The organism is Pseudomonas sp. RT4P38, assembly GCF_054897765.1.
On sequence record NZ_CM142703.1, the window covers coordinates 4,927,388 to 4,949,025 of the forward strand.

Below are 21,638 nucleotides of genomic sequence, written 5' to 3' on the forward strand. Positions count from 1 at the left end.
AGGTTACGTGTCGTAACTGACTGATCCGCTTTTTCATTGATGGAGCACAACGAACCATGGCCGATCATGCGTTTGATTACCTGATTGTGGGCGCCGGGTCTGCGGGCTGCGTGTTGGCCAACCGTTTGGGTGAAGACCCGTCGGTGCAGATTTTAGTGCTGGAAGCCGGCCCGGCGGACAAGAGCTGGACTATCGACATGCCGTCCGCCGTAGGGATCGTGGTCGGCGGTACGCGCTTCAACTGGAGCTACAGCTCCGAGCCGGAACCGTATCTGCATGGACGCCGGATCGGCACGCCGCGAGGTCGGACGCTGGGCGGTTCGTCGTCGATCAACGGCATGGTCTACATCCGTGGCCATGCCCGGGATTACGACGGTTGGGCCGAGCAAGGCTGCGAGGGCTGGCGTTATCAGCAAGTGCTGCCGTACTTCAAGCGAGCGCAAACCCACGCCGACGGCGCGGATGATTACCGAGGGGCGACGGGACATTTGCACGTCACACCGGGCGATACAGCGACCCCTTTGTGCGCAGCATTTTTGGCTGCTGGCGCCGAGGCAGGGTATGGCTTGAGCAGCGACTTGAACGGCTATCGTCAGGAAGCTTTCGGGCCAGTGGATCGCACCACTCGCGCCGGGCGGCGCTGGAGCACTTCGCGGGGTTATCTGAGCGAGGCGCTGGCTCGGGGCAATGTTCGGGTGGCCACCGACGCGTTGGCGTTGCGCATCCTGTTCGACGGCAATCGCGCTGTCGGAATCGAATACGAGCAGAACGGTGAGACTCATAACGCTCACGCCCGATGCGAAGTATTACTGACCGCCGGAGCGATCAATTCGCCGCAGTTGTTGTTGCTGTCGGGCGTCGGTCCGGCGGCCGAATTGCGGGATTTGGGGATCACGGTGAAACATGACCTGCCCGGTGTTGGCCGGCGGCTAAACGACCATCCAGACACCGTCGTGCAGTACCTGTGCAAAAAACCGGTGTCGCTGTATCCGTGGACCACCGCGCCGGGCAAGTGGTGGATCGGCGCACGCTGGTTCGCCACCCACGACGGATTGGCGGCGAGTAATCATTTCGAGGCCGGCGCGTTCATCCGTTCCCGTGCCGGCGTAGAACACCCGGATTTGCAACTGACCTTCATGCCGCTGGCCGTACAACCGGGCACCGTCGATCTGGTGCCCGGCCACGCCTTCCAGATCCATATCGACCTGATGCGCCCCACCAGCCTGGGCGGCGTCACGCTGAACAGCGCCGACCCTCGACAGCCGCCGCGCATCCTGTTCAATTACCTGAAAACCGAGCAGGATCGAGCTGACATGCGCGCCGGTGCGCGGCTGGTGCGCGAGATTATCGAGCAACCGGCCATGGCCGCATTCAAAGGTGAAGAGTTGGTCCCAGGTCCCGGCGCACAGAGCGATGAAGCGCTGGATGCCTGGGCCAGACAGGTCACGGAAACCGGCTACCATGCCAGCGGCACCTGCAAGATGGGACCGGCCGTTGATCCGCAAGCGGTGGTCGATCCGCAGCTGCGAGTGCATGGCCTCGACGGCTTGCGGGTGGTGGACGCCTCGATCATGCCAGTGATCGTCAGCGGCAACACCAATGCGCCGACGGTGATGATCGCGGAAAAGGCCAGCGACATGATTCGCGGATTGATGCCCCTGCCGCCCTCTGATGCGCCGGTGTGGATACATCCGCAGTGGCAGACGCGGCAACGATGATGTTTGAACGCAGAGATGACTCATGAGCAATCAACCGTGCGACAGCGCAGTGCCCCCCGATACCCGCTTCACCTGGCGGCGCGGCGAAGTCACGCCGTTGCGGGTGGCGGTGCTGCTGTTGCCGTCGTTTTCCAACTTCGGGTTAGCCGCGGTGCTGGAGCCGCTGGCCATCGCCAACTGGCTGACCCAGCGCCAACTGTTTGAGTGGACGTTGTTATCGCTGGACGGTGAACCGGTGCAGGCCAGCAATGGCCTGACGACCGTGGCCAACGAGGGTCTGCGCGCCGATCAGGGTTTCGATGTGTGCCTGGTGATCGCCAGTTTCGACGTGCACAAACACAGCCGCAACCTGGCGCTCAAAAGCTGGCTGCGCAAACAGGCGTTGTTCGGCGCGGTGCTGATGGGCGTGGAAACCGGCACTGAATTACTCGCGGCCGCCGGCGTGCTCGACGGCTATGAAGCCGCGGTGCACTGGGACAATCTTCAAGGCTTTCAGGAGAGCTATCCCCGCGTTCACGCCACGCCGCAGCTCTATACGCTTGAGCGTCAGCGCATGACCTGCGCCGGCGCAACGACAACACTGGACATGCTGCTCGGCTGGATCGGCCAAAGCATCGACAGCGATCTGGCGCGGGAGATCGGCATGCACCTGCTGATGGGCCATGTGCGTGCGCCAGCGGACAATCAACTCGATGGCGGCCTGACCAACACCGGCCTGTACGGCAGCAAGATTCGCCGTGCGGTGCAGTTGATGGAAAAGGCGCTGGAAGAACCGCTCGATTGCGAGGCGATTGCCAGCCAGGTCGGCCTCTCGCGGCGGCAACTGGAGCGGCAGTTCAAGTATCAGACCGGCCTGTTGCCGCTCAAGTACTACATCACTTTGCGGCTGGCCAAGGCCCACAGCCTGCTGCAGCAAACTCGCTTGAGCGTGGCGCAAGTGGCGGCGTGTTCAGGGTTTGGTTCGCTGGAACACTTTTCCCGCACCTACCGCGCCCGCTTCGGTTGCCCGCCCAGCGAGGACCGCAGCCAGGTCTGGACCGCCCCGGTGATGCGTCAGCCGCTGCGCAAGGAGCACCGGCCGGCCGAGGCGGATTGAATTCATAGCCTATAACCTGCTTCTTCCTCGTCCAGGATGCCCATCAGCGCGTTGAAATGTTTGTCGGCGAAGCCTGGGTAATCGAGCCATTGTCGACAGGTCTTGCGGGCGATTTCATCACTGGCGATGCGCAACTCGCTGCCGGTTGAAAGCGCGGTGATGTAGGTCTCGCAGGCCCGTTCGAAGTAGTACAGATCATCGAACGCCTGGGCGATGGTCGGCGCCGCGACCAGCAGGCCATGGTTGCCCATCAACAGAATGGGTTTGTCTCCCAGCACATGGCTGACGCGCTCGGCTTCGTCTCCCAAGCCCATGCCATCGAATCCGTCGTCGATGGCCACCCGCTCAAAAAACCGCATGGCGTTCTGCTCGATCGGCGGCAGCCGCGAATCCGTCAGGCAGGCCAGCGCCGTCGCATATCCGGAATGCGTGTGGAGGATGCAACGGGCATGCGGCTGGTTGCGATGCAAGGCGCTGTGCAAGGCCCATGCGGTGATGTCCGGCGCGTCCGGGCGATCCAGGCTCGCGGGGTCATCGGCATTCACCAGCAGCAGGTCGCTGGCCTTGATCCGAGAGAAATGCTTGCCGTACGGATTGATCAAAAATTCCCGACCGTCACCCGACACCGCCACGCTGAAGTGATTGGCGATGGACTCATGCAGGTTCAGCCGCGCCGCCCAGCGAAAGGCGCAGGCCAGGCGGATTCTCAGTTGCTCGACAGGTTGATTCATCGCGTCCTCCACAGTTCGTTTGACCGGATGCTTGGCAGTGTAGAGAGACGCCTTGCGCGCACTTGACGGGAAACGACATTGACTGCCGTTATCTCGCGGCGTGGCCACCGTGGAAAAACGGCGTGGTTATGCCGCGTTTGATCAATCGCAGCGTTGCCGACGCCGCCATAGTGAGCACCACGACCCACTTGGCTGGAGACGCAAATGCCGCAGATTCCCTTGTTTATCGCAGGTAGTGGGCAGGCGCCACAGGCGGCGCGCTACCGCGACGTCATCAACCCCGCAACCGAAGAAGTGCTGACGCAAGTGGCCGTGGCCGGGGCTGTCGATGCGCAGTTGGCGATCAGTGCCGCACGCCAGGCATTCGATGAGGGGCCATGGCCAACGATGCCGGTGACCGAGCGTGCGCAGCTCATGCAACGGATCGCCGATTTAATCGAAGGGGACGCTGAACACCTCGCCCGCCTGGAAACCCTCAACGCCGGCAAAACCCTGGGTGAAAGCCTCGGCGACGTTGGCAATGTGGTCGCTACGTTCCGCTATTACGCGGCGCTGCTGGAAACCGAAAGCGCCAGCGTCAACAGTCACGCTCCGGCCCATGTCATCAGCTTCAACCAGCGCGAACCGGTGGGCGTGTGTGCCTTGATCGCGCCGTGGAATTACCCGCTGCTGCAAGCGGTATGGAAGATCGCCCCGGCCCTGGCCGCTGGCAACACCGTCGTGTTCAAACCCAGCAGCCTGACGCCGATGACGGCCCATCGCTTGACCGAATTACTCGGCGAAGCAGACCTTCCGGCCGGCGTGTTCAACCTGCTCTGCGGTCCGGGTGACGTCGGTGAATTGCTCGCAGCCAGCGATGAAGTGGACCTGGTGTCGCTGACCGGTGGCGCGGGTGCCGGCGGCAAGGTGATGCGTGCGGCCACCGGCAATTTCAAACGCGTGGCGCTGGAACTGGGCGGCAAGAACCCGAACATCGTGTTCGCCGATGCCGACTTTGAAGTGGCGCTGGACCAGGCGCTGAACGCGGTGTTTTTCAATGCCGGGCAAATCTGTTCCGCCGGTTCCCGGTTGCTGGTGGAGGACGGGATTCACGATCGATTTGTCGAAGCCTTGCAGCAACGGATTCTGAACATCCGTCTGGGCGATGGCCTCGACCCGCTCACACAAATGGGTCCGCTGATTTCTGCAGGCCAGCGCGATCAGATCCTCACGATGATTGCCGGTGCCGTCGAACAAGGCGCGACCTTGCTAGCCGGCGGGACGATTCCCGAGCAGTTTGAACGCGGCTTCTGGCTGCGGCCAACCTTGTTGGGCAATGTCACGGCCGAGATGCGAATCGCCCAGGAAGAAATTTTCGGTCCGGTGATCACCGTTGAGCGTTTCAGCGGCGAAGCCCAGGCGCTACGACTGGCCAATGACACACCTTATGGTCTGGCCGCCGGGGTCTGGACCCAAGACATCGGCAAGGCTTACCGCATGGCTAAACGCCTGCGGGTCGGCACCGTGTGGATCAATGACTACAACGCGGCGTTTCCACAAGCGCCGTGGGGTGGCTACAAGTCCAGCGGCATCGGCCGCGAACTGTCGCGGGCCGGGCTGGATGAGTTCACCGAACTCAAGCACATCTACTTCAACACCGAACCGGCGCCGCTGAACTGGGTTGGTGTTGATGCTTAACGTTGAGGAGTTGATCCCATGAAAGCCCTTTTGTTGCTTGCGTCCCTCAGCCTGCCGTTGCTGGCTCAGGCAGCGGAACTGGAATCCTGCGCAAGACACAAGCGGGCCTGCTCGCGATAGCGGTGTGTCAGGCGACATTTCTCTTAGCTGGACGGCGGCCAACGTTTGCTGCCTGAACCCGCCAACAGCAACGTCAATGCGCCGCACAGCACCAACGTCTCACCCAATGCCTGCCCCCACGCTGCCAGCATCAGCCCACCGCCAGTTGACAAGTAGTAGAACAATCCAAACAACGCGCCAGCCGTGCCCAGTCGATCACCATAGTTCGCCAATGCCGAACCGAGGATATTCGGGATCGCCATGCCAAACGCCAGCACCACCAGCAGCATCGGCATTACAAACAGACCGCTGCCCTGCATCAGCCAAACGCCGCCACCGCCCGCCAATGCCAACACCGCCGCCAGCCGGATCAGCTGCAAACCATTGAGCCCTCGATGCAACAGGCGTTTGTTGAGACAGGCGCCGAGGCCGGAGCCCAAGGCCAGGATTATCCCGCTGTAACCGAACAACTGCGCACTCAAATCCAATCGCTGAAACATGAAGGGACCGAGGCTGTAATAGCTGAACAGGGCAATATTGAATAACGCCACCAAGAGCGTGGAACGCCAGATATCGCGGTCGTGCAGCATTCTCCACAGCGTCTCGAACAGAGCGGGTGTCGTTACTTTCTGCGGTCGGGTTTCCGGTAAGGTCCGCAGGCACCACAGCCATAACGCCGAGGACACCAGCAACAGGCATCCCAACACGCCTCGATAGCCGAAGCCTTGCACCAGGCTGGCCCCGGCGAACAGGCCAATCGCCGGGCTGGCAGCCAGCGCGATGCCCATCACCGAAAACACCTGCGCCAGTTCCGCACCCTTGAAACGGTCGCGCAGCACGGTTTGCGTCACGACCGAACCCACCGCAGCGCCAAAAGCTGCCAGCGCTTGGGCCATCAAAAGCGCATTGAAAGAGCTGGCACTCATCGCCAGCACCGAGGCACCGGCATATAACGCCAGCCCGGCGAGCATCGACGGCCGACGTCCGATCCGGTCGCACAGCCGGCCCCACACCACTACGCCGAATGCGAAAGCCAGAAAAAACACCGACAGGGTTTGCGCCGCCTCTTGCGGCCCGACGGCAAAGGCCTGGCCAATGTCTGCCAGCGCCGGGCTATAAAGGGTTTGGGCGATCTGCGGAAACATCAGCAAGGCAATCGCCAATACCAACAGGCTTTTGGAATTCATCTCAACTTCACTCGTCCGGAAATACTGGCCAGCAGCTTAAGAAACCGTGACTGGCGTATTATCCAAACCTTGCCAATTAATCGTTGAAATCGGACAATCCATGGCCTGGCTCAATGCCCACGCGCAATTCGATCCCGATAGCTACCCCGCGTCGGTCATCGGCATCGCCGCAATCTTGGGCGATCACGATTCCGGACTGCATCAGCATGAACGCGGACAGTTGCTGTTCACCCGTCAGGGCTGCACGCGCATTACCCTTGCGCAGCAGTTGTGCCTGCTGCCCCCCTCTCGCGCCGCGTGGATTCCACCTGGGGTTGCCCACCGCGCGGTGATGCAGCAGAGCGTCGACTATCGCTCGATTTACCTGACACCGGCGTTGTGCGCCGACCTGCCGCAACAGGTCTGTGTGATTGAAGTCAGCCCGTTGCTGCGGGCGGTGTTGGAACCGATAGCCGTCGCTGACTTCGACACCGATTGGCATCAGGGCAAATTCATTCATCTGTTGGGTCTGTGCCTGAGCGAAATCCGCGACGCCGTGCAGCAACCGATGCTACTGCCATTGCCCTGGGACAAACGCCTGGCGCCGCTGCTCGCCACGCTCGAGCAGCTGCCGCCGGAACTTCACGCCCTGGAACAACAGATCGGAGCCAGTGGCCGAACCATCGGGCGAATCTTCCAGCGTGAAACCGGCATGGGCTATCAGCAATGGCGCCAGCAATGGCGGCTGATGCGCGCCATCGAACTGCTCGCTACCGGGCGGAACATTGGCTACAGCGCCTTCGACCTGGGGTTTGCCAGTGACAGCGCGTTCATCGCCTTCTTCAAGGACATGACCGGCATTACCCCTGGCCATTGGCTCAAGTAAGCACCTGACGACCGGCAGCAGAAATCATTTGCCACTATTTCTCCATGGCCAGCATGCCCAGCCTTGAAACCGACCTTGCTGTCCCGGTGAGCACATCTAAGCCTCCTCTGCTCAAACGGTTGATCTTGCTCGCTACGGTCATCGCTGCCCTGGGTTTCGCCGGGCTGACCCGTTAGTGTTACTCCTGAGGCATTTTGCGGAAGCCAACCGCCAGGCGGTTCCAGGCGTTGATGGTCGTAATGGCCACGGTCAAATCGACCATTTCCTTGGGACTGAACTCGGAAGTAGCCAGTTCGTAATCTTCGTCCGGAGCATGGGTCTGGCTCAGCAGCGTCAAGGATTCGGTCCAGGCCAGCGCCGCACGTTCACGCGGGGTGAAGAACGGCGTTTCACGCCAGACCGACACCGCGTACAGCCGACGTTCGGTTTCACCACCCTTGCGGGTATCGGCGGTGTGCATATCGATGCAGAAGGCGCAGCCGTTGATCTGGGAAGCGCGCAGCTTTACCAGCTCAATCAACGACTTTTCCAGCGGCAGCTTCGACACAGCAGTTTCCAACGCGATCATGGCTTTGAGTGCGTCAGGGGAAGCAGTGTAGAAATCGATACGCTGTTGCATGGTGGGCTCCAGTCACAAGGGGTGTGGGCTACGTTAATCGCGCACTGACCTGCAGCAAATAGCCAATTATTGGGAAGTTGAGGATGCCAATGGGTGGGCTTGAAAATAATCCATATGGGTAATTGCCATCACGCCACCGACACCACTAGAATGCGACTCATTCTTGATAGCGCGGCCAGGATGCCGGAAACGAGTAACTCCTGCCCATGTCGTCCTCATCCGAAATGCCTTTGCCACCGGCCACTTCACCGAATTCCGAAGCGCGTTGGCACCTGGAGTCCTTGTTGTGGGAAATGCCGGAACAGGCGCGCGAAGCCTTTCTGCTGTCCCAGATTCAGGGACATGGCCGCGCCCGATTCGCAGCGCAACAGTCGGCGCACAAAAAACCGCTGAGTCGCCGACAAACCCTGGCTTACCTAGCCTTGCTGTTGATAGCTGGCCCCGTTGGCATGGTTTGGCAACATGCGCCGTTCGACTACTGACGGCTCACTCGATTGCACCCGCGCCCATGACCTTCGAGCCCCTACGCTCGATTGCGCAACCACTGCAAAAATCCCTTCTTCTGCACAACCTTAGGCACTTCTTGAGTCAACCTCTGGGCCTTGTTCAAGCATGCCTTCAGAACAATGCAAAACAATGTGGGAGCGAGCTTGGTCCGGGCGGCGTTCCGACGATGAGGCCATGCCAGTCACCATTGATGGTGGCTGGCATACCGCTATCGTCGGAACGCCGCCCGGACCAAGCTCGCTCCCACAGGGGAACTATGTTGTCAGAGGTTACTTGCTGTTGGTCAGCGTGTTGTAGCTGGTCATCAGGTTGCGGTAGTCCGGGATGTGGTTGGAGAACAAAGTACCCAAGCCTTCCACATCATTGCGCCAGTCGCGATGCAGCTCACAGGCCAGGCCAAACCAGGTCATCAACTGAGCGCCGGAAGAGGACATGCGGTCCCAGGCCGATTGACGGGTCAGCTCGTTGAAGGTGCCGGAAGCGTCAGTCACCACAAACACCTCGAAGCCTTCAGCCAGTGCCGACAGCGCCGGGAACGCCACGCACACTTCGGTTACCACGCCAGCGATGATCAGTTGTTTCTTGCCGGTGGCCTTGATCGCCTTGACGAAGTCTTCGTTGTCCCAGGCATTAATCTGGCCAGGGCGGGCGATGTACGGCGCGTCCGGGAACAGCGCCTTGAGCTCAGGGACCAGCGGACCGTTGGGGCCGGTTTCGAAACTGGTGGTGAGGATGGTCGGCAGCTTGAAGTACTTGGCCAGGTCAGCCAGGGCCAGCACGTTGTTCTTGAACCGGTCCGGCTCGATGTCGCGCACCAAAGAAAGCAAACCCGCCTGGTGATCGACCAACAGAACGGCGGCGTTATCCTTATCGAGACGTTTGTAAGAGGTAGTCATGGGAGTAATCCTCGCTTTTTATCGATGCCGAATGGGCCGGCGTGAGAGAAACCTGATAGTTCGTTAAGCCGCGGCCAAGCACGCGTAGTCACACAAGCCCGAAGCGCCACAGCGTTACAACAATGAGTTCAACTGCTCATCCGACCGAATCGGCCTGACTGGAAGTCAGCAAAGGCCTGGTGGATTTCCTGCTCGGTGTTCATCACGAACGGACCGTGACCGACGATCGGCTCGTCGATCGGTTCGCCGCTGAGCAGCAATACGACGGCATCGTTATCGGCTTCCAGGCTGAGCTGATTGCCAATGCGTTCGAACAACGCCAACTGCCCTTCGCGCACCAGTTCCACACCGTTGACCTGAACCGTGCCACGCAACACTACAAGTGCCGTGTTACGACCTTCGTGCAGGTCCAGGGTCAGCAACTTGCCGCCGTTGAGGCGCAGGTCCCAGACGTCAATCGGGGTAAACGTGCGCGCCGGGCCGGTGTAGCCGTCGAACTCACCGGCGATCAAGCGCAGGCTGCCGGCCTGGTCCTTGAGCGCGATACTCGGGATGTCGCCATCGAGAATCGTCTGGTAACCGGCGTCGGCCATTTTGTCCTTGGCCGGCAGGTTGACCCACAACTGAACCATTTCCAGGGTGCCGCCGGTTTTGGCGAAACCTTCTGAGTGGAACTCTTCGTGGAGAATCCCGGAAGCTGCGGTCATCCATTGCACGTCGCCTGGGCCGATCTTGCCGCCGCTGCCGGTGGAGTCGCGGTGTTCCAGTTCGCCCTTATAAACGATAGTCACGGTTTCGAAACCGCGGTGTGGATGCTGACCAACGCCACGACGCTCGGTGGTCGGGGTGAATTCAGCGGGACCGGCGTGATCGAGCAGCAAAAACGGGCTGATGTGCTTGCCCAGGTTGTCGTAGGAAAACAGCGTGCGAACCGGAAAACCGTCGCCGACCCAATGGGCCCGTGGGCTGGTGTAGATACCGATGATGTTTTTCATTCCGCCTCCGAATCTGGTGAGTGACGCGATGGACAAAGCTTAAAACTGAACCCTTTGATGCACTAGACTGCAAAAATCAGCCTTAGCGTTCTACAGGGAGAACGATGGTGGAAGACCTCAACACCCTCTACTACTTCACCCAAGTGGTGGAACACCACGGTTTCGCCCCGGCAGGCCGGGCGCTGGACATGCCAAAATCGAAGCTCAGCCGACGCATTGCCGAACTAGAAGAGCGCCTCGGTGTACGCCTGCTGCACCGCACCAGCCGGCATTGCTCACTGACAGAAATCGGCCAGGCCTATTACCAGCGTTGCCTGGCGATGCGCGTGGAAGCGCAAAGCGCCGCCGAACTGATCGAGCGCAATCGCTCCGAACCCCAAGGGCTGGTGCGTATCAGTTGCCCCACGGCCCTGCTCAACTCCTGGGTCGGGCCGATGCTGACCCGCTACATGCTCAGGTACCCATTGGTAGAGTTGTTCATCGAGAGCACCAACCGGCGGGTCGACCTGATCCATGAGGGTTTCGACATTGCGTTGCGGGTACGTTTTCCGCCGCTGGAAAACACCGACATGGTGATGAAGGTACTGGGCAACAGCACACAGTGCCTGGTGGGCGCTCCGACCTTTCGCGAAGACCTTTCGTCACCCGCTTCCCCGGCCGACCTCAGCGGCCTGCCGAGTCTGCACTGGGGCGCGGCGCAGCGTGAATATCAGTGGGAATTGTTCGGTGCGCAGGGCGCTAGCGCATTGATTCGACACACACCGCGAATGGTCACCGATGACCTGCTGGCGTTGCGTCACGCGGTGCTCGCGGGGATCGGCATCGCCCACCTGCCCAGCGTGGTGGTGCGCGATGACATCGCCGCCGGACGTCTGGTGGAACTGGTGCCGGGCTGGGCACCCAAATGCGGGATCGTGCATGCCATCTTCCCTTCACGCCGTGGGCTGCTGCCGTCGGTGCGCGCATTGATCGACTTTCTGGACGAGGAGTTCAGCCACAGCGATATCGCCTAGCAACAGGTCGCGTTATGACATGAGGGGTAGCGGAGTTTTTATTTCGGACATAATATCGATCAGGATTACAACCATAATATCCATTCCCGTCCGAGGACATGCCCATGCAAAGCCCGAACCGCGAAGCCACGCTCGCCCAATGGATCGCCCAGGAACAGGCCATACGCGCCCGCCTCGCCGGCCCGGGCAGTCTGTCCATGGCCGAGGTCAGCGCCCTGTCACCCGCCGAGTTTTTCCAAGGCATCAGTAACGGTGAACTGCCCTCGCCACCGATCAGCACGCTGATGGACTTCATCCCGATCGAATGGTCCGCCGGAATCTTCATCTTTCAGGGCACGTTACGCAGTGATTCCATCGTCGACCAAACGCGCCAACCTTGAAAGCAACCTGCAGGCTCGCACTCTGACGTTGAGCAACGCCGACATGGCGCTGATCGCGGGTCTTGATCGCGGCCATCGACTGACCAGCCCCAAAGGCATCGCGCCGCACTGGGATTAAGCGTCAGTCTCGCTTGAGGCTCTGATCCAGGCGCGCCATGGCGTGCTGCAATTGATCGACGGCCTCGTCGATCAACGTCGCGCGCCCCTCGGCGCAGGCACGCTCAAGATGTTCGCAGCATTCGATCAAACGTTTTGCACGGACCATGCGCGCACCACCTTTGATACGGTGCGCCAGGTCCTGCAGCCGGTGGCAATTGCCACTGACGTGCGCTGCAAGCAAATCATCGCGATCGTAGAGGTTGGTCACGGCCAGTTCGCGCAACAATTGATTGATCAGCGTCCGGTCGTCACCGACGTATAGCTCCAGGCCGCTCAAGTCGATCTCGGACGTTAATTGTTCTTCAACCGGCGCTGGCGGCTCACTCACAAATCGAGACGCCAACCAGGCACGCAAATCCTCCAGCCGGATCGGTTTGAACAGGCAGTCGTCCATGCCCGCCTCCAGGCAGCGGACCTTCTCCTCAGGTTGTGCATTGGCGGTAAACCCCAGAATCAGCGTCGGCGGTAATCCATGGGCACGCTCTTCATCGCGTATCGCACCTGCCAGCTCATAACCGCTGACCACTGGCATATTGCAGTCGGTGATGACCAAATCGAGCTCATGTTCGCGCCACTGCGCAAGACCGCGCTCGCCGTTCTCCACCTCCAGCACACGATGCCCCAGATAGCTCAGCTGGCGTGAGAGCAACAATCGATTGGCCGGGTAATCGTCGACCACCAGAATCGTCAGCGGCCGGGTCAGCACCTGCAAACCGCTATCCACCCACTCGCGGGTCAACAACGGTTGCAACGCGATCAGATCAAGGCTGACTTCAATCTGGGTCCCCAGTCCGAGGACGCTGACGAGCTGCAATCGGCCGCCCATCATTTCGCACAGAGAACGGCTGATGACCAGCCCCAGGCCGGACCCGTTACGGCCGGACTGCTGGCTGTTACCGGCCTGCACGAACGGGCTGAACAATCGCTGTTGATCGACCAGACTGATACCGATGCCGCTGTCCTCAATGCGCACACTGACTGCCAGATGCCCCGGCAACCCCGGGTCCACTTGCAGCGTCAGGCTCACCTCACCTTCACGAGTGAACTTGATCGCATTGCTCAGCAGATTGGACAGCACCTGCTTGAGGCGTGTGGGGTCGACCAACACGTCACGGTCGCTGTGCTCATCCAGTTCCACCCGCCACTGCACATTCTTCTGCCGTGCCAGCCCCTCAAAAACCCGACACACCGACTCCACCAGTGTCCGTAGATTGGTCCGCTCAGGGGTCAGCGACAAATGCCCGGATTCAATGCGGGCGATGTCCAGGATGTCGCCGATCAATGCCAGCAATTGCTGCGCGGCTTCGGACGCCACCTCAATGGCAGAACGGTCAGTGACGCCCTCCTCCGCTCGCTTCAGCGCCAATTCGAGCATGCCGATCAGGGCATTCATCGGCGTGCGGATTTCATGGCTCATGGTCGCCAAAAACGTGGTTTTCGCGCGGTTGGCATCGTCGGCAGCGTTCTTGGCGTCCTGCAATTGCCCGAGCAGTTGTTGGCGCTGACGGATCTGCCGACGCTGCCAGGCAATCCACACCAGTGCGAGCAACAACAAGGCGCCGGCCGCAGCAAATGCCTGGAAAATCCCTTCGCGATGGCGCAGCCAATAGCTGTCATCCACCACCACATCATTGCTCCAGCGGGCCACCAGTTCGTCCATCTCCTGGGGCGGAATGCTCAGCAACGCCTTGTTTAGAATCGACTGCAACTGCGGCGCATCACGGCCGATGGCCAGGGCGATGCGCGCCGGTTCATCGCCCACCGTACTGCTGATGCGCAGATGCTCGCGGTAGTACCGGGCAATCAGGTAACGGGTCATGAACAACGAACTGAGCGCGGCATCGGCTTGCCCCTTCATGACCAACTCCAGACCTTGGGCCGGGTTTTCGACATCCACCATCCGCACACCCGGCGCCTTTGCCTGAATGAACGAGCGCATCGGATGGCTGTGGTAAATCGCCAGGCGTTTGCCGGCCAGATCGTCCAGCGTCCTTGGGCTACCGGGGCTGATTGCACTGACCAACGTGTACGGATTCGTCACGTAAGGGCTGGTAAATCGCAGCTCGGCGACGCCTTCGGTTGTGGGGATGATGGCGGGCAACACGTCGATCTCGCCAGCCTTGAGTCGCTGGATCTGCTGGTCCAGGGAATGCCCCCGCAGCACGTTGAAGTTCAAGCCGCTGCGCTGGCTGATCAGCGTCAGCAATTGCGCCGTCAACCCGCTGAATCGCCCCTGGGCGTCGTAAAACGTCAACGGCGCAAAATTCTCGACCACGCCGACATTCACCGTCGGGTGCTGATCCAGCCAGCGCTTTTCACTCGCGCTCAGACTCACGCGCTGCTGACCCATCATTTTGGCCTTGCCTGCGCTCCAGCGATGCTCGATAGCCGAGCGTTGATCCATGGGGATCGCCGCCAGGGCCTTGTCGACAATGCTTTTCAAACGCACCTTGCCGCCAGCCAATGCGAAACCGAAGGGGTTAGCGTCGAGGCCGGACGGCCCCACCAAGTGAACGTTATTGAGATTGTTGTAGTTGACCAGGTAATTGGCGCTGATGAGGTCACCGAGGTAGACGTCATCCTGCCCGTACGCCACCGCCCCAAGCGCATCGACCACCGAGGCATAACGTTGCAGGCTGGCCTCGGGATAGAAGGCTTCGACGGTTTGCGACGGGAGATAGTCATCGACCATGGCGATACGTTTACCCGCCAGATCGACGGGCATTTGCTCGTCCACTCGGCTCACCAGAATGGGCTGATCTTCAGCATAAGCAGCGGATCGGGTCAGCTCGGGATCGGCCGCCTCGAAGTTGTTGGACGTGCCGAGCAGGTCCAGATCATCGTGTTTGAGCGCATTCATGGCCGCTTCGCGTGTGCGGTAACGAAGCACCTCGATCTTGACGTGCAGCAGTTGCGCCACCAGCGCGGCATAGTCTGCGGTGATGCCTTCCAGCTCATCAACGTTGCGCGTGATCTCGAACGGCGGATAGTCCGGCCCCGACACCCCGAGGCGCAAGACTCGCTTGTCGCGCAGCCACTGCCAGTCCTTTTCATTCAGTTGGACCTGATAGCCCTCCACCGACGAACGCCCCAGCAAATGCAAAAGCTGTGGCTCGTCAGCTTCCACAACCGGTGCTCCCAGTACACAGAACAACAACAGAGCCCACAAACAATTGCGCATGATCAGGCTCACTCAGATCAGATGATTACGCTTGGCAAAATCCCTCAGGTGCACCGACGCTTTCACTTTGAGTTTTTCAATCAAACGGGTCTTGTAGGTACTGACGGTCTTGTGGCTCAGGTGCATGATGGCGGCGATCTCCTTGTTGCTCGTGCCTCGGGCCAGATGCTGAAAGATGGCCAGTTCGCGGTCGGAGAGTTTATCGATCATCTGTTTTTCGCTGAGTTGCAACGTGTTCAGCGACGCCGACGCGCAGGGTAGCTGGGCAAAATAGGTATAACCGGCCATCACGGCATGAACCGCTTTGTGCAAATGCTGCAAAGTATTGGTCTTGGCGACATAGGCCGCGGCACCGGCGCGCATGCACCGATCCTGATAAAACATCGGTTCCTGCGACGTGAAGACCAGTACTCGGCACGGCACCTTGCTGGCCTGGATCCGCGCCAGCACATCCAGCCCGTCGCCACCGGGCATCACCAGATCCAGCACCACCAGATCGGGTGAATGCTCCCGGACAATCGATAAAACCTCGTTACCGCTGGACGCTTCGTATATTTGGTTGAAGCCTTCTTCTTTCAATACCATTTTGACCGCGGCACGGACCACCGGATGATCGTCTCCAACCAGTACTGACGGCACTGACTTCATGGCAACTTCCTGTGCAAAAAAACACGACGATTGAGAGATCAATGCCCATGAGCCCGGCCCGGTTAAATGCACCGGCTGCGCAAAGACTTTTGCATGGAAATCCGGATGCAACTACCTGACAGAAATGACAGTGACGACGAACGGTAGATCAGGATCGATGACCGCCATCAGCCGCTGGATGGACGCCAGATCAGGCAACGTTGCATGGCTCACCTGAACGGGCTGTTGAACGCAAGCAGGAATGGGCGGCAACTGCGCCTGCTGGCCGTCGTAGATCAAGGCGTGATGAACCTGTGGGTTATCGAGAAAAAAATCAAACAGGTTCAACGCTCCACCCGCCAGCGATGCATTGATGACCACCAGATCAAATGGCTCGCAACCGTATTCGACCAGGGTCAATAGCTCTTCCAGGCTGTGCACCGGTGCTATCCGGTGGTAATCGAGTTGATTGAACAGTCGCTCAACCTTCATGCGGTGAAAATGCAGTTCGTCGGCGATCAGGATACGTAAGGCTTTGTTCGACAACAGGGGCCCCCAGGAGGGTGTCGGATTCGTGAGGGCGCAAGGCTACGGAAGACCTGTCGCGTTTTCTGTAGGACCTTTCCTAAATGTGCACGCTTTACTGCCAGCCAAACCGGCGAATGTAGAAGCCTTTCACTGCCTGGGTCAGTGCCATGTACGCCAGCAAAATCACCGGCAGGAACACAAAGTACAGCGACGGCAACGCCTGCAATTTGAAGTAGTGCGCCAGCGGTCCCATCGGCAGGAAGACACCCACGGCCATGATGACTCCGGTCATCACCATCAGAGGCATTGCCGCGCGGCTTTGCAGGAACGGAATTCTTGGCGTGCGGATCATGTGCACGATCAGGGTCTGGGTCAGCAGCCCGACCACGAACCAGCCGGACTGGAACAGGGTTTGATGGTCCGGGGTATTGGCGTCGAACACGTACCACATCAAGGCAAACGTGGTGATGTCGAAGATCGAGCTGATCGGTCCGAAAAACAGCATGAAGCGACCGACGTCCGCCGGCTGCCACCGCTGTGGTTTTTTCAGCATGTCCTCGTCGACGTTATCGAACGGGATGGCGATCTGCGAAATGTCATAGAGCAGGTTCTGCACCAGCAGGTGCATTGGCAGCATCGGCAGGAACGGAATGAACGCGCTGGCCACCAGCACCGAAAACACGTTGCCGAAGTTCGAACTGGCGGTCATTTTGATGTACTTGAGCATGTTGGCGAAGGTCCGACGCCCTTCCAGCACGCCCTCCTCCAGCACCATCAGGCTTTTCTCCAGCAGGATGATGTCCGCCGCTTCCTTGGCGATGTCCACGGCGCTGTCCACCGAAATACCGATATCGGCGGTGCGCAGCGCTGGCGCGTCGTTGATGCCGTCGCCCATGAAGCCGACGACATGACCGTTGCCCTTGAGCAGACGCACGATGCGTTCCTTGTGCGACGGCGTCAGTTTGGCGAAGACATTGGTGGTCTCCACCGCCACCGCCAGTTCGGCGTCGCTCATGCGCTCGATGTCGTTGCCCATCAGCAGGCCTTGCTGCTCCAGGTCGACTTCGCGGCAAATCTTCGCGGTCACCAGTTCGTTATCGCCGGTCAGCACTTTCACCGCGACGCCGTGGGCGGCCAGCGCTTTGAGGGCCGGCGCGGTGCTTTCTTTGGGTGGATCGAGGAAGGCCACGTAGCCGATCAGCGTCAGCGCCTGTTCATCGGCCAGGCTGTACGTCTCGCGCCCTTCAAGCATCGGCCGCGCGGCAACCGCCACCACGCGCAAGCCCTCGGCATTGAACGTGGCAGTGACCTGACGAATCCGCGTCAACAGTTCATCACTCAGTACTTCATCGACCTCGCCGTGACGCACCCGCGTGCAGACCGCCAGCACTTCTTCCACCGCACCCTTGCAGATCAGCAGGTGCGAATGATCGCGCTCGGCGACCACCACCGACATCCGCCGGCGAGTGAAGTCGAACGGGATCTCGTCGACCTTGCGAAACGCTGTGCCGACCTTCAGTTCACGGTGGATTTCCACGTGTTCCAGCACCGCCACGTCCAGCAGGTTTTTCAGGCCGGTCTGGTAGTAGCTGTTGAGGTAGGCCATTTCCAGCACATCATCGGAGTCGTTGCCCCAGACATCGACATTGCGCGCCAGGAAGATCTTGTTCTGGGTCAGCGTGCCGGTCTTGTCGGTGCAGAGCACGTCCATGGCGCCGAAGTTCTGGATCGCGTCGAGGCGTTTGACGATGACTTTTTTGCGCGACAGGAACACCGCGCCTTTGGCCAGGGTCGAGGTGACGATCATCGGCAGCATTTCCGGGGTCAGGCCCACGGCAATCGACAGCGCGAACAGCAGCGCTTCGGTCCAGTCGCCCTTGGTGAAGCCATTGATGAACAACACCAGCGGCGCCATCACGAACATAAAGCGGATCAACAGCCAGCTGACTTTGTTGACGCCGGTCTGGAATGAGGTGGGTGCGCGATCCGTAGCACCCACCCGCTGCGCCAGTGCACCGAAATAGGTGTTGTTGCCGGTGGTGAGAATCACCGCCATGGCCGTGCCGGACACCACGTTGGTGCCCATGAACAGAATGTTATCGAGGTCCAGCGGGTTGCGGGTGTCGCTGTCCTGTTGACGGGGAAATTTTTCCACCGGCATCGATTCGCCGGTCATCGCGGCCTGGCTGACAAACAAGTCCTTGGCGCCGAGCACCCGGCAATCGGCGGGGATCATATCGCCGGCCGAGAGCACGATCAGGTCGCCTGGCACCAGTTGCTTGATCGGCAGCTCGGTACGTTGCGCATCCCGACGCAACACCGTAGCGGTGTTGCTGACCATCGCCTTGAGGGCGTCGGCGGCCTGGTTGGATTTGGTTTCCTGCCAGAAGCGCAGCAAGGTCGAGAGCACCACCATGGAGAAAATCACGATGGCGGCTTTCATGTCTTCGGTCAGCCAGGAGATCACCGCGAGCAAGGTCAGCAGCAGGTTGAACGGGTTTTTGTAACAGTGCCACACGTGTGTCCACCACGGCAGAGGCTGTTCGTGCTCGACTTCGTTGAGGCCGTATTGCACGCGCAGTGCATCGGCTTCGAGTTCGCTCAGGCCATCGGTGTGGCTGCCGAGGTTGTTCAGCAGTTGGCCGGTGTCGCTGTTGGCAGCCCTCACCAGGGTTTGCGCCAGGGTGGGCGGCACCTCGCGGCTGACCGTGGTGTCGGTGAAGTTTTCCAGCAGCGCCAGACGACGGAAGTGTCGGGCGATGTGGCGGGTGTGCAGGAATCCGGCGAAGAATTCTTTAAGCAGGGTCAGGTTCATGGCAGTTCCCCCAGGGTCAGCCGGGAAACCGTCGAGCAGGCGTGTCGATACGCCGCGATGACGACACAAAGTCGAACATCACGCACGGTTCAGCGTCGATGAGAGGACGTCGGGAATCGGGCCAGGACTGGCCGCGATCGGGATGCCGCTGCTCGCTTTTCGGCGAGACAACGGCACAAAAAAGTGGCGCGTTATCTTGCCGGGAAGGTGCCGGTTATCGAAACCGGCCGACTACTGTCACTCGAACAAGTACCCACTGTGGGTCTCCGCTATTGATTGAAAACGCACGAAGCTTACGCCCCGATTTCTGGAGAGTAAACGATGCTTGGGCTTGTGCAGGGAGAATCGGAGGATTCTTCAGGAAGGGTTCAGGATTGAGCATTTTTGGTGCTCTTGAGGGCCCTATCGCGAGCAAGCTCGCTCCCACATTTGTCCTATAAACACAGGTTCATTGTGGGAGCGAGCTTGCTCGCGATGACGGCCTTACAGCCGCTAAAAATCTCAGCTGGCAGTCGCCAACAGCAGGTCCATCACCGACCGACCCTGCCCACGTGCCTTGCCATGGTCATACAACGAACCGGCAATCTCATCGGCGCGGATCGGCAGGATCGACAGCAAGGTGTCGCTCAAACCGTGGCTGGCCTGGCAGAAGCCCTGCATATAAATGCCGGCCTTGCAGCGCTCGTCAGTGATCAGTTTGTAATTACGGTCTACCTCGAAATCGCCCAGATACTGCTCCAGCGGCGCCAGCAGTTTGCGGTGCATCTGACGCTCGTAACCGGTGGCCAGCACCACGGCATCGTAATGACGAACCGAAACTTCGCCCGTGGCGTTGTTGCGTACGGCCAACTCGATACCGCGCTCGGTGGCGGTGGCTTTTTCGATGGTGGTCAGTGTGCGGAACACATGACGCGCGATGCCCGAGACTTTCTGACGATAGAAGATGCCGTAGATGCGTTCGATCAGGTCGATGTCCACCACCGAATAGTTGGTGTTGTGGTACTCGTTGACCAGACGCTCGCGCTCGCTGCTCGCCTGCTGGAACACCAGGTCAGTGAACTCCGGCGAGAACACTTCGTTGACGAACGGGCTGTCGTCCGCCGGCTTCAGGGCCGAGCCACGCAGGATCATGTCCACCTGCACCGACGGGAAGCTGTCGTTCAAATCGATGAACGCTTCCGCCGCGCTCTGCCCGCCACCGATGATCGCGATACTCATCGGCTGGTTGTTCACGCACGCCTGCTTGGCCATCTGCGCCAGGTACTGGGAGTGGTGGAACACGCGGCTGTCACCCTTGAACGCCTTGAACGCTTCGGGAATGCGCGGTGTGCCGCCAGCGCTGACCACCACCGAACGGGTGGTGCGAACGTGCTGATGACCTTGGGAATCGTGCGAGATCACCCGCAGTGCTTCGACCTGCTGGTTGTGCAGCACCGGCTCGATGGTCAGCACTTCTTCGCCGTAACGGCTTTGCTCGGTGAATTGCCCGGCGACCCAACGCAGGTAATCGTTGTACTCCATGCGGCATGGATAGAAGGTGCCCAGGTTGATGAAGTCCACCAGACGACCGTGGTGCTTGAGGTAATTGACGAAGGAGTACGGGCTGGTCGGATTGCGCAGGGTCACCAGGTCCTTGAGGAAGGAAATCTGCAACTCGCTCTGGGTCACCAGGGTGTTGCCGTGCCAGCGGTAGTCGGCCTGCTTGTCGAGAAACAGAACATCCACCTCGCCCTGACTCGGCCCGCGCTCTTGCAGAGCGATGGCCAGCGCCAGGTTCGAAGGGCCGAAACCGACGCCGATCAGGTCGTGAACGATGGGCGATGCAATTGCCTGTGTCATTTCCAGTGTCCTCTGGATGAACCCCCGAGAAACGGGGAGTAAGCCTAAGTGACCTGGCCGGCCTTGAGCAGGACAGCAGATCGTCTGTTGGTATGGAACGAGGACAATGAAAATAAATTTAAGACTGTTTTTTGATGGGGCAGATGGATCAATGGGCGTCCCATTGCAGCATCCGCACCCGGCAATGCTTCATCGCATTGACGATGTGTTTCTCCACCAGGGCCCGGGAGATGCCCAGGTGTTCGGCGATCTCCGGGTGCGACAGACCTTCGATCTTGCGCAGCAGGAAACTCTCGCGGCACAGCCGTGGCAATTCCGCCAATGCACGCTGGAGCATCTCCAGCCGTTGGCCGTGATCGAGGCTGTGATGGGGAGATGGGGTGAAGTAGCGTTCTTCGTTGTCGAGCACTTCCAGGGATTCGACCTGACGCAGGGCATTGCGCCGATGGTCGTCGATCACCAGATTGAGCGCGGTGCGATACAGGAACGCCCGAGGCTGCTCGATCGGCGTGTCGCTGGACCGCTCCAATACCCGCAGATAAGCGTCATGCACCACATCTTCGGCCACCTGACGGTTGCCCAGCTTGGCGTTCAAAAAACACACCAGCTCGCGATAGTAGTTTTCCAACATGACTCCCGGCCGCAGGGGTGCGGTTTCTGTCCTTGAGCCAGACCGGCGACCGCCGAAATAGGCAGTGGCACGATA

At 60.0% G+C, this 21,638-nt stretch carries 17 protein-coding genes and 3 pseudogenes; 9 read left to right on the top strand and 11 right to left on the bottom strand.

The window, feature by feature from the left end; genetic code table 11:
* Positions 1 to 56 precede the first annotated feature (56 nt).
* A complete protein-coding gene (locus ACYZT7_RS22925; protein ID WP_462038335.1) occupies positions 57 to 1,718 on the top strand; it encodes a choline dehydrogenase in 1,662 nt (553 codons plus the stop codon).
* Between the two features lie 22 nt (positions 1,719 to 1,740).
* Positions 1,741 to 2,814 (top strand): GlxA family transcriptional regulator, encoded by a 1,074-nt coding sequence (locus ACYZT7_RS22930; RefSeq protein WP_462038336.1) that lies wholly within the window; start codon positions 1,741 to 1,743, stop codon positions 2,812 to 2,814.
* A 2-nt stretch (positions 2,815 to 2,816) separates the two neighbouring features.
* Here ACYZT7_RS22930 and ACYZT7_RS22935 read toward each other — a convergent pair whose 3' ends face one another.
* Entirely contained in the window at positions 2,817 to 3,545 is a 729-nt protein-coding gene (locus ACYZT7_RS22935; RefSeq protein WP_462038337.1) for a class II aldolase and adducin N-terminal domain-containing protein, read from the bottom strand.
* 204 nt (positions 3,546 to 3,749) lie between these two features.
* On the opposite strand from ACYZT7_RS22935, the gene ACYZT7_RS22940 reads away from it, so the two are divergent.
* Positions 3,750 to 5,222, top strand: coding sequence for an aldehyde dehydrogenase family protein (locus ACYZT7_RS22940; RefSeq protein ID WP_462038338.1), 1,473 nt, complete (start codon positions 3,750 to 3,752; stop codon positions 5,220 to 5,222).
* A gap of 143 nt (positions 5,223 to 5,365) precedes the next feature.
* On the opposite strand, the gene ACYZT7_RS22945 is transcribed toward ACYZT7_RS22940, so the two are convergent.
* Entirely contained in the window at positions 5,366 to 6,508 is a 1,143-nt protein-coding gene (locus ACYZT7_RS22945; RefSeq protein WP_462038339.1) for an MFS transporter, read from the bottom strand.
* A gap of 100 nt (positions 6,509 to 6,608) precedes the next feature.
* Here ACYZT7_RS22945 and ACYZT7_RS22950 point away from each other — a divergent pair, with 100 nt between their 5' ends.
* Together ACYZT7_RS22950 and ACYZT7_RS22955 are read left to right on the top strand one after the other, a co-directional pair.
* Positions 6,609 to 7,373: an AraC family transcriptional regulator gene (locus ACYZT7_RS22950; RefSeq protein ID WP_462038340.1), complete on the top strand. Its 765-nt coding sequence runs from the start codon at positions 6,609 to 6,611 to the stop codon at positions 7,371 to 7,373.
* A gap of 44 nt (positions 7,374 to 7,417) precedes the next feature.
* A pseudogene (locus tag ACYZT7_RS22955) lies at positions 7,418 to 7,540 on the top strand (HlyD family secretion protein); the annotation flags it as partial.
* Between the two features lie 11 nt (positions 7,541 to 7,551).
* Here the strand turns inward: ACYZT7_RS22955 and ACYZT7_RS22960 are convergent.
* Positions 7,552 to 7,992 (bottom strand): carboxymuconolactone decarboxylase family protein, encoded by a 441-nt coding sequence (locus ACYZT7_RS22960; RefSeq protein WP_462038341.1) that lies wholly within the window; start codon positions 7,990 to 7,992, stop codon positions 7,552 to 7,554.
* 206 nt (positions 7,993 to 8,198) lie between these two features.
* On the opposite strand from ACYZT7_RS22960, the gene ACYZT7_RS22965 reads away from it, so the two are divergent.
* Positions 8,199 to 8,474, top strand: a complete 276-nt coding sequence (locus ACYZT7_RS22965; RefSeq protein ID WP_462038342.1) for a hypothetical protein — start codon at positions 8,199 to 8,201, stop codon at positions 8,472 to 8,474.
* 294 nt (positions 8,475 to 8,768) lie between these two features.
* Here the strand turns inward: ACYZT7_RS22965 and ycaC are convergent, their stop codons facing one another.
* Positions 8,769 to 9,395 carry an isochorismate family cysteine hydrolase YcaC gene (gene ycaC / locus ACYZT7_RS22970; RefSeq protein ID WP_462038343.1) on the bottom strand — a complete coding sequence of 209 codons (627 nt, stop codon included), beginning with the start codon at positions 9,393 to 9,395 and terminating at the stop codon, positions 8,769 to 8,771.
* Between the two features lie 128 nt (positions 9,396 to 9,523).
* Entirely contained in the window at positions 9,524 to 10,390 is an 867-nt protein-coding gene (locus ACYZT7_RS22975) for a pirin family protein (RefSeq protein ID WP_462038344.1), read from the bottom strand.
* Between the two features lie 104 nt (positions 10,391 to 10,494).
* On the opposite strand from ACYZT7_RS22975, the gene ACYZT7_RS22980 reads away from it, so the two are divergent.
* The 3 genes and pseudogenes from ACYZT7_RS22980 to dkgB form a co-directional block, all read left to right on the top strand.
* Positions 10,495 to 11,403: a LysR substrate-binding domain-containing protein gene (locus ACYZT7_RS22980; RefSeq protein ID WP_462038345.1), complete on the top strand. Its 909-nt coding sequence runs from the start codon at positions 10,495 to 10,497 to the stop codon at positions 11,401 to 11,403.
* 104 nt (positions 11,404 to 11,507) lie between these two features.
* Positions 11,508 to 11,741 (top strand): annotated as a pseudogene (locus ACYZT7_RS22985) (PaaI family thioesterase); the annotation flags it as partial.
* A gap of 1 nt (position 11,742) precedes the next feature.
* A pseudogene (gene dkgB, locus ACYZT7_RS22990) lies at positions 11,743 to 11,901 on the top strand (2,5-didehydrogluconate reductase DkgB); the annotation flags it as partial.
* Between the two features lie 3 nt (positions 11,902 to 11,904).
* Here dkgB and ACYZT7_RS22995 read toward each other — a convergent pair.
* From ACYZT7_RS22995 to ACYZT7_RS23020, 6 genes are all read right to left on the bottom strand, one after another.
* On the bottom strand, positions 11,905 to 15,123 hold the full coding sequence (locus ACYZT7_RS22995) for an ATP-binding protein (protein WP_462038346.1): 3,219 nt from the start codon (positions 15,121 to 15,123) through the stop codon (positions 11,905 to 11,907).
* A 12-nt stretch (positions 15,124 to 15,135) separates the two neighbouring features.
* Complete coding sequence (locus ACYZT7_RS23000; RefSeq protein ID WP_462041851.1) at positions 15,136 to 15,762, bottom strand: response regulator; 627 nt, start codon at positions 15,760 to 15,762, stop codon at positions 15,136 to 15,138.
* Between the two features lie 120 nt (positions 15,763 to 15,882).
* Positions 15,883 to 16,296 (bottom strand): response regulator, encoded by a 414-nt coding sequence (locus tag ACYZT7_RS23005; protein ID WP_462038347.1) that lies wholly within the window; start codon positions 16,294 to 16,296, stop codon positions 15,883 to 15,885.
* 94 nt (positions 16,297 to 16,390) lie between these two features.
* Complete coding sequence (gene mgtA / locus ACYZT7_RS23010; protein ID WP_462038348.1) at positions 16,391 to 19,093, bottom strand: magnesium-translocating P-type ATPase; 2,703 nt, start codon at positions 19,091 to 19,093, stop codon at positions 16,391 to 16,393.
* A 501-nt stretch (positions 19,094 to 19,594) separates the two neighbouring features.
* A complete protein-coding gene (locus ACYZT7_RS23015) occupies positions 19,595 to 20,932 on the bottom strand; it encodes a lysine N(6)-hydroxylase/L-ornithine N(5)-oxygenase family protein (RefSeq protein WP_462038349.1) in 1,338 nt (445 codons plus the stop codon).
* A gap of 148 nt (positions 20,933 to 21,080) precedes the next feature.
* Positions 21,081 to 21,563, bottom strand: coding sequence for a sigma-70 family RNA polymerase sigma factor (locus ACYZT7_RS23020; protein WP_056741950.1), 483 nt, complete (start codon positions 21,561 to 21,563; stop codon positions 21,081 to 21,083).
* Positions 21,564 to 21,638 lie beyond the last annotated feature (75 nt).

Bases quoted from the DNA above. Each gene is read 5' to 3' on its own strand.
- ACYZT7_RS22950 (WP_462038340.1), top strand. From the start codon at position 6,609: ATGGCCTGGCTCAATGCCCACGCGCAATTCGATCCCGATAGCTACCCC.
- ycaC (WP_462038343.1), bottom strand. From the start codon at position 9,395: ATGACTACCTCTTACAAACGTCTCGATAAGGATAACGCCGCCGTTCTG.
- ACYZT7_RS22965 (WP_462038342.1), top strand. From the start codon at position 8,199: ATGTCGTCCTCATCCGAAATGCCTTTGCCACCGGCCACTTCACCGAAT.
- ACYZT7_RS22975 (WP_462038344.1), bottom strand. From the start codon at position 10,390: ATGAAAAACATCATCGGTATCTACACCAGCCCACGGGCCCATTGGGTC.
- ACYZT7_RS23015 (WP_462038349.1), bottom strand. From the start codon at position 20,932: ATGACACAGGCAATTGCATCGCCCATCGTTCACGACCTGATCGGCGTC.
- ACYZT7_RS22995 (WP_462038346.1), bottom strand. From the start codon at position 15,123: ATGCGCAATTGTTTGTGGGCTCTGTTGTTGTTCTGTGTACTGGGAGCA.
- mgtA (WP_462038348.1), bottom strand. From the start codon at position 19,093: ATGAACCTGACCCTGCTTAAAGAATTCTTCGCCGGATTCCTGCACACC.
- ACYZT7_RS22940 (WP_462038338.1), top strand. From the start codon at position 3,750: ATGCCGCAGATTCCCTTGTTTATCGCAGGTAGTGGGCAGGCGCCACAG.
- ACYZT7_RS22980 (WP_462038345.1), top strand. From the start codon at position 10,495: ATGGTGGAAGACCTCAACACCCTCTACTACTTCACCCAAGTGGTGGAA.
- ACYZT7_RS23020 (WP_056741950.1), bottom strand. From the start codon at position 21,563: ATGTTGGAAAACTACTATCGCGAGCTGGTGTGTTTTTTGAACGCCAAG.
- ACYZT7_RS22930 (WP_462038336.1), top strand. From the start codon at position 1,741: ATGAGCAATCAACCGTGCGACAGCGCAGTGCCCCCCGATACCCGCTTC.
- ACYZT7_RS22960 (WP_462038341.1), bottom strand. From the start codon at position 7,992: ATGCAACAGCGTATCGATTTCTACACTGCTTCCCCTGACGCACTCAAA.
- ACYZT7_RS22925 (WP_462038335.1), top strand. From the start codon at position 57: ATGGCCGATCATGCGTTTGATTACCTGATTGTGGGCGCCGGGTCTGCG.
- ACYZT7_RS22935 (WP_462038337.1), bottom strand. From the start codon at position 3,545: ATGAATCAACCTGTCGAGCAACTGAGAATCCGCCTGGCCTGCGCCTTT.
- ACYZT7_RS22945 (WP_462038339.1), bottom strand. From the start codon at position 6,508: ATGAATTCCAAAAGCCTGTTGGTATTGGCGATTGCCTTGCTGATGTTT.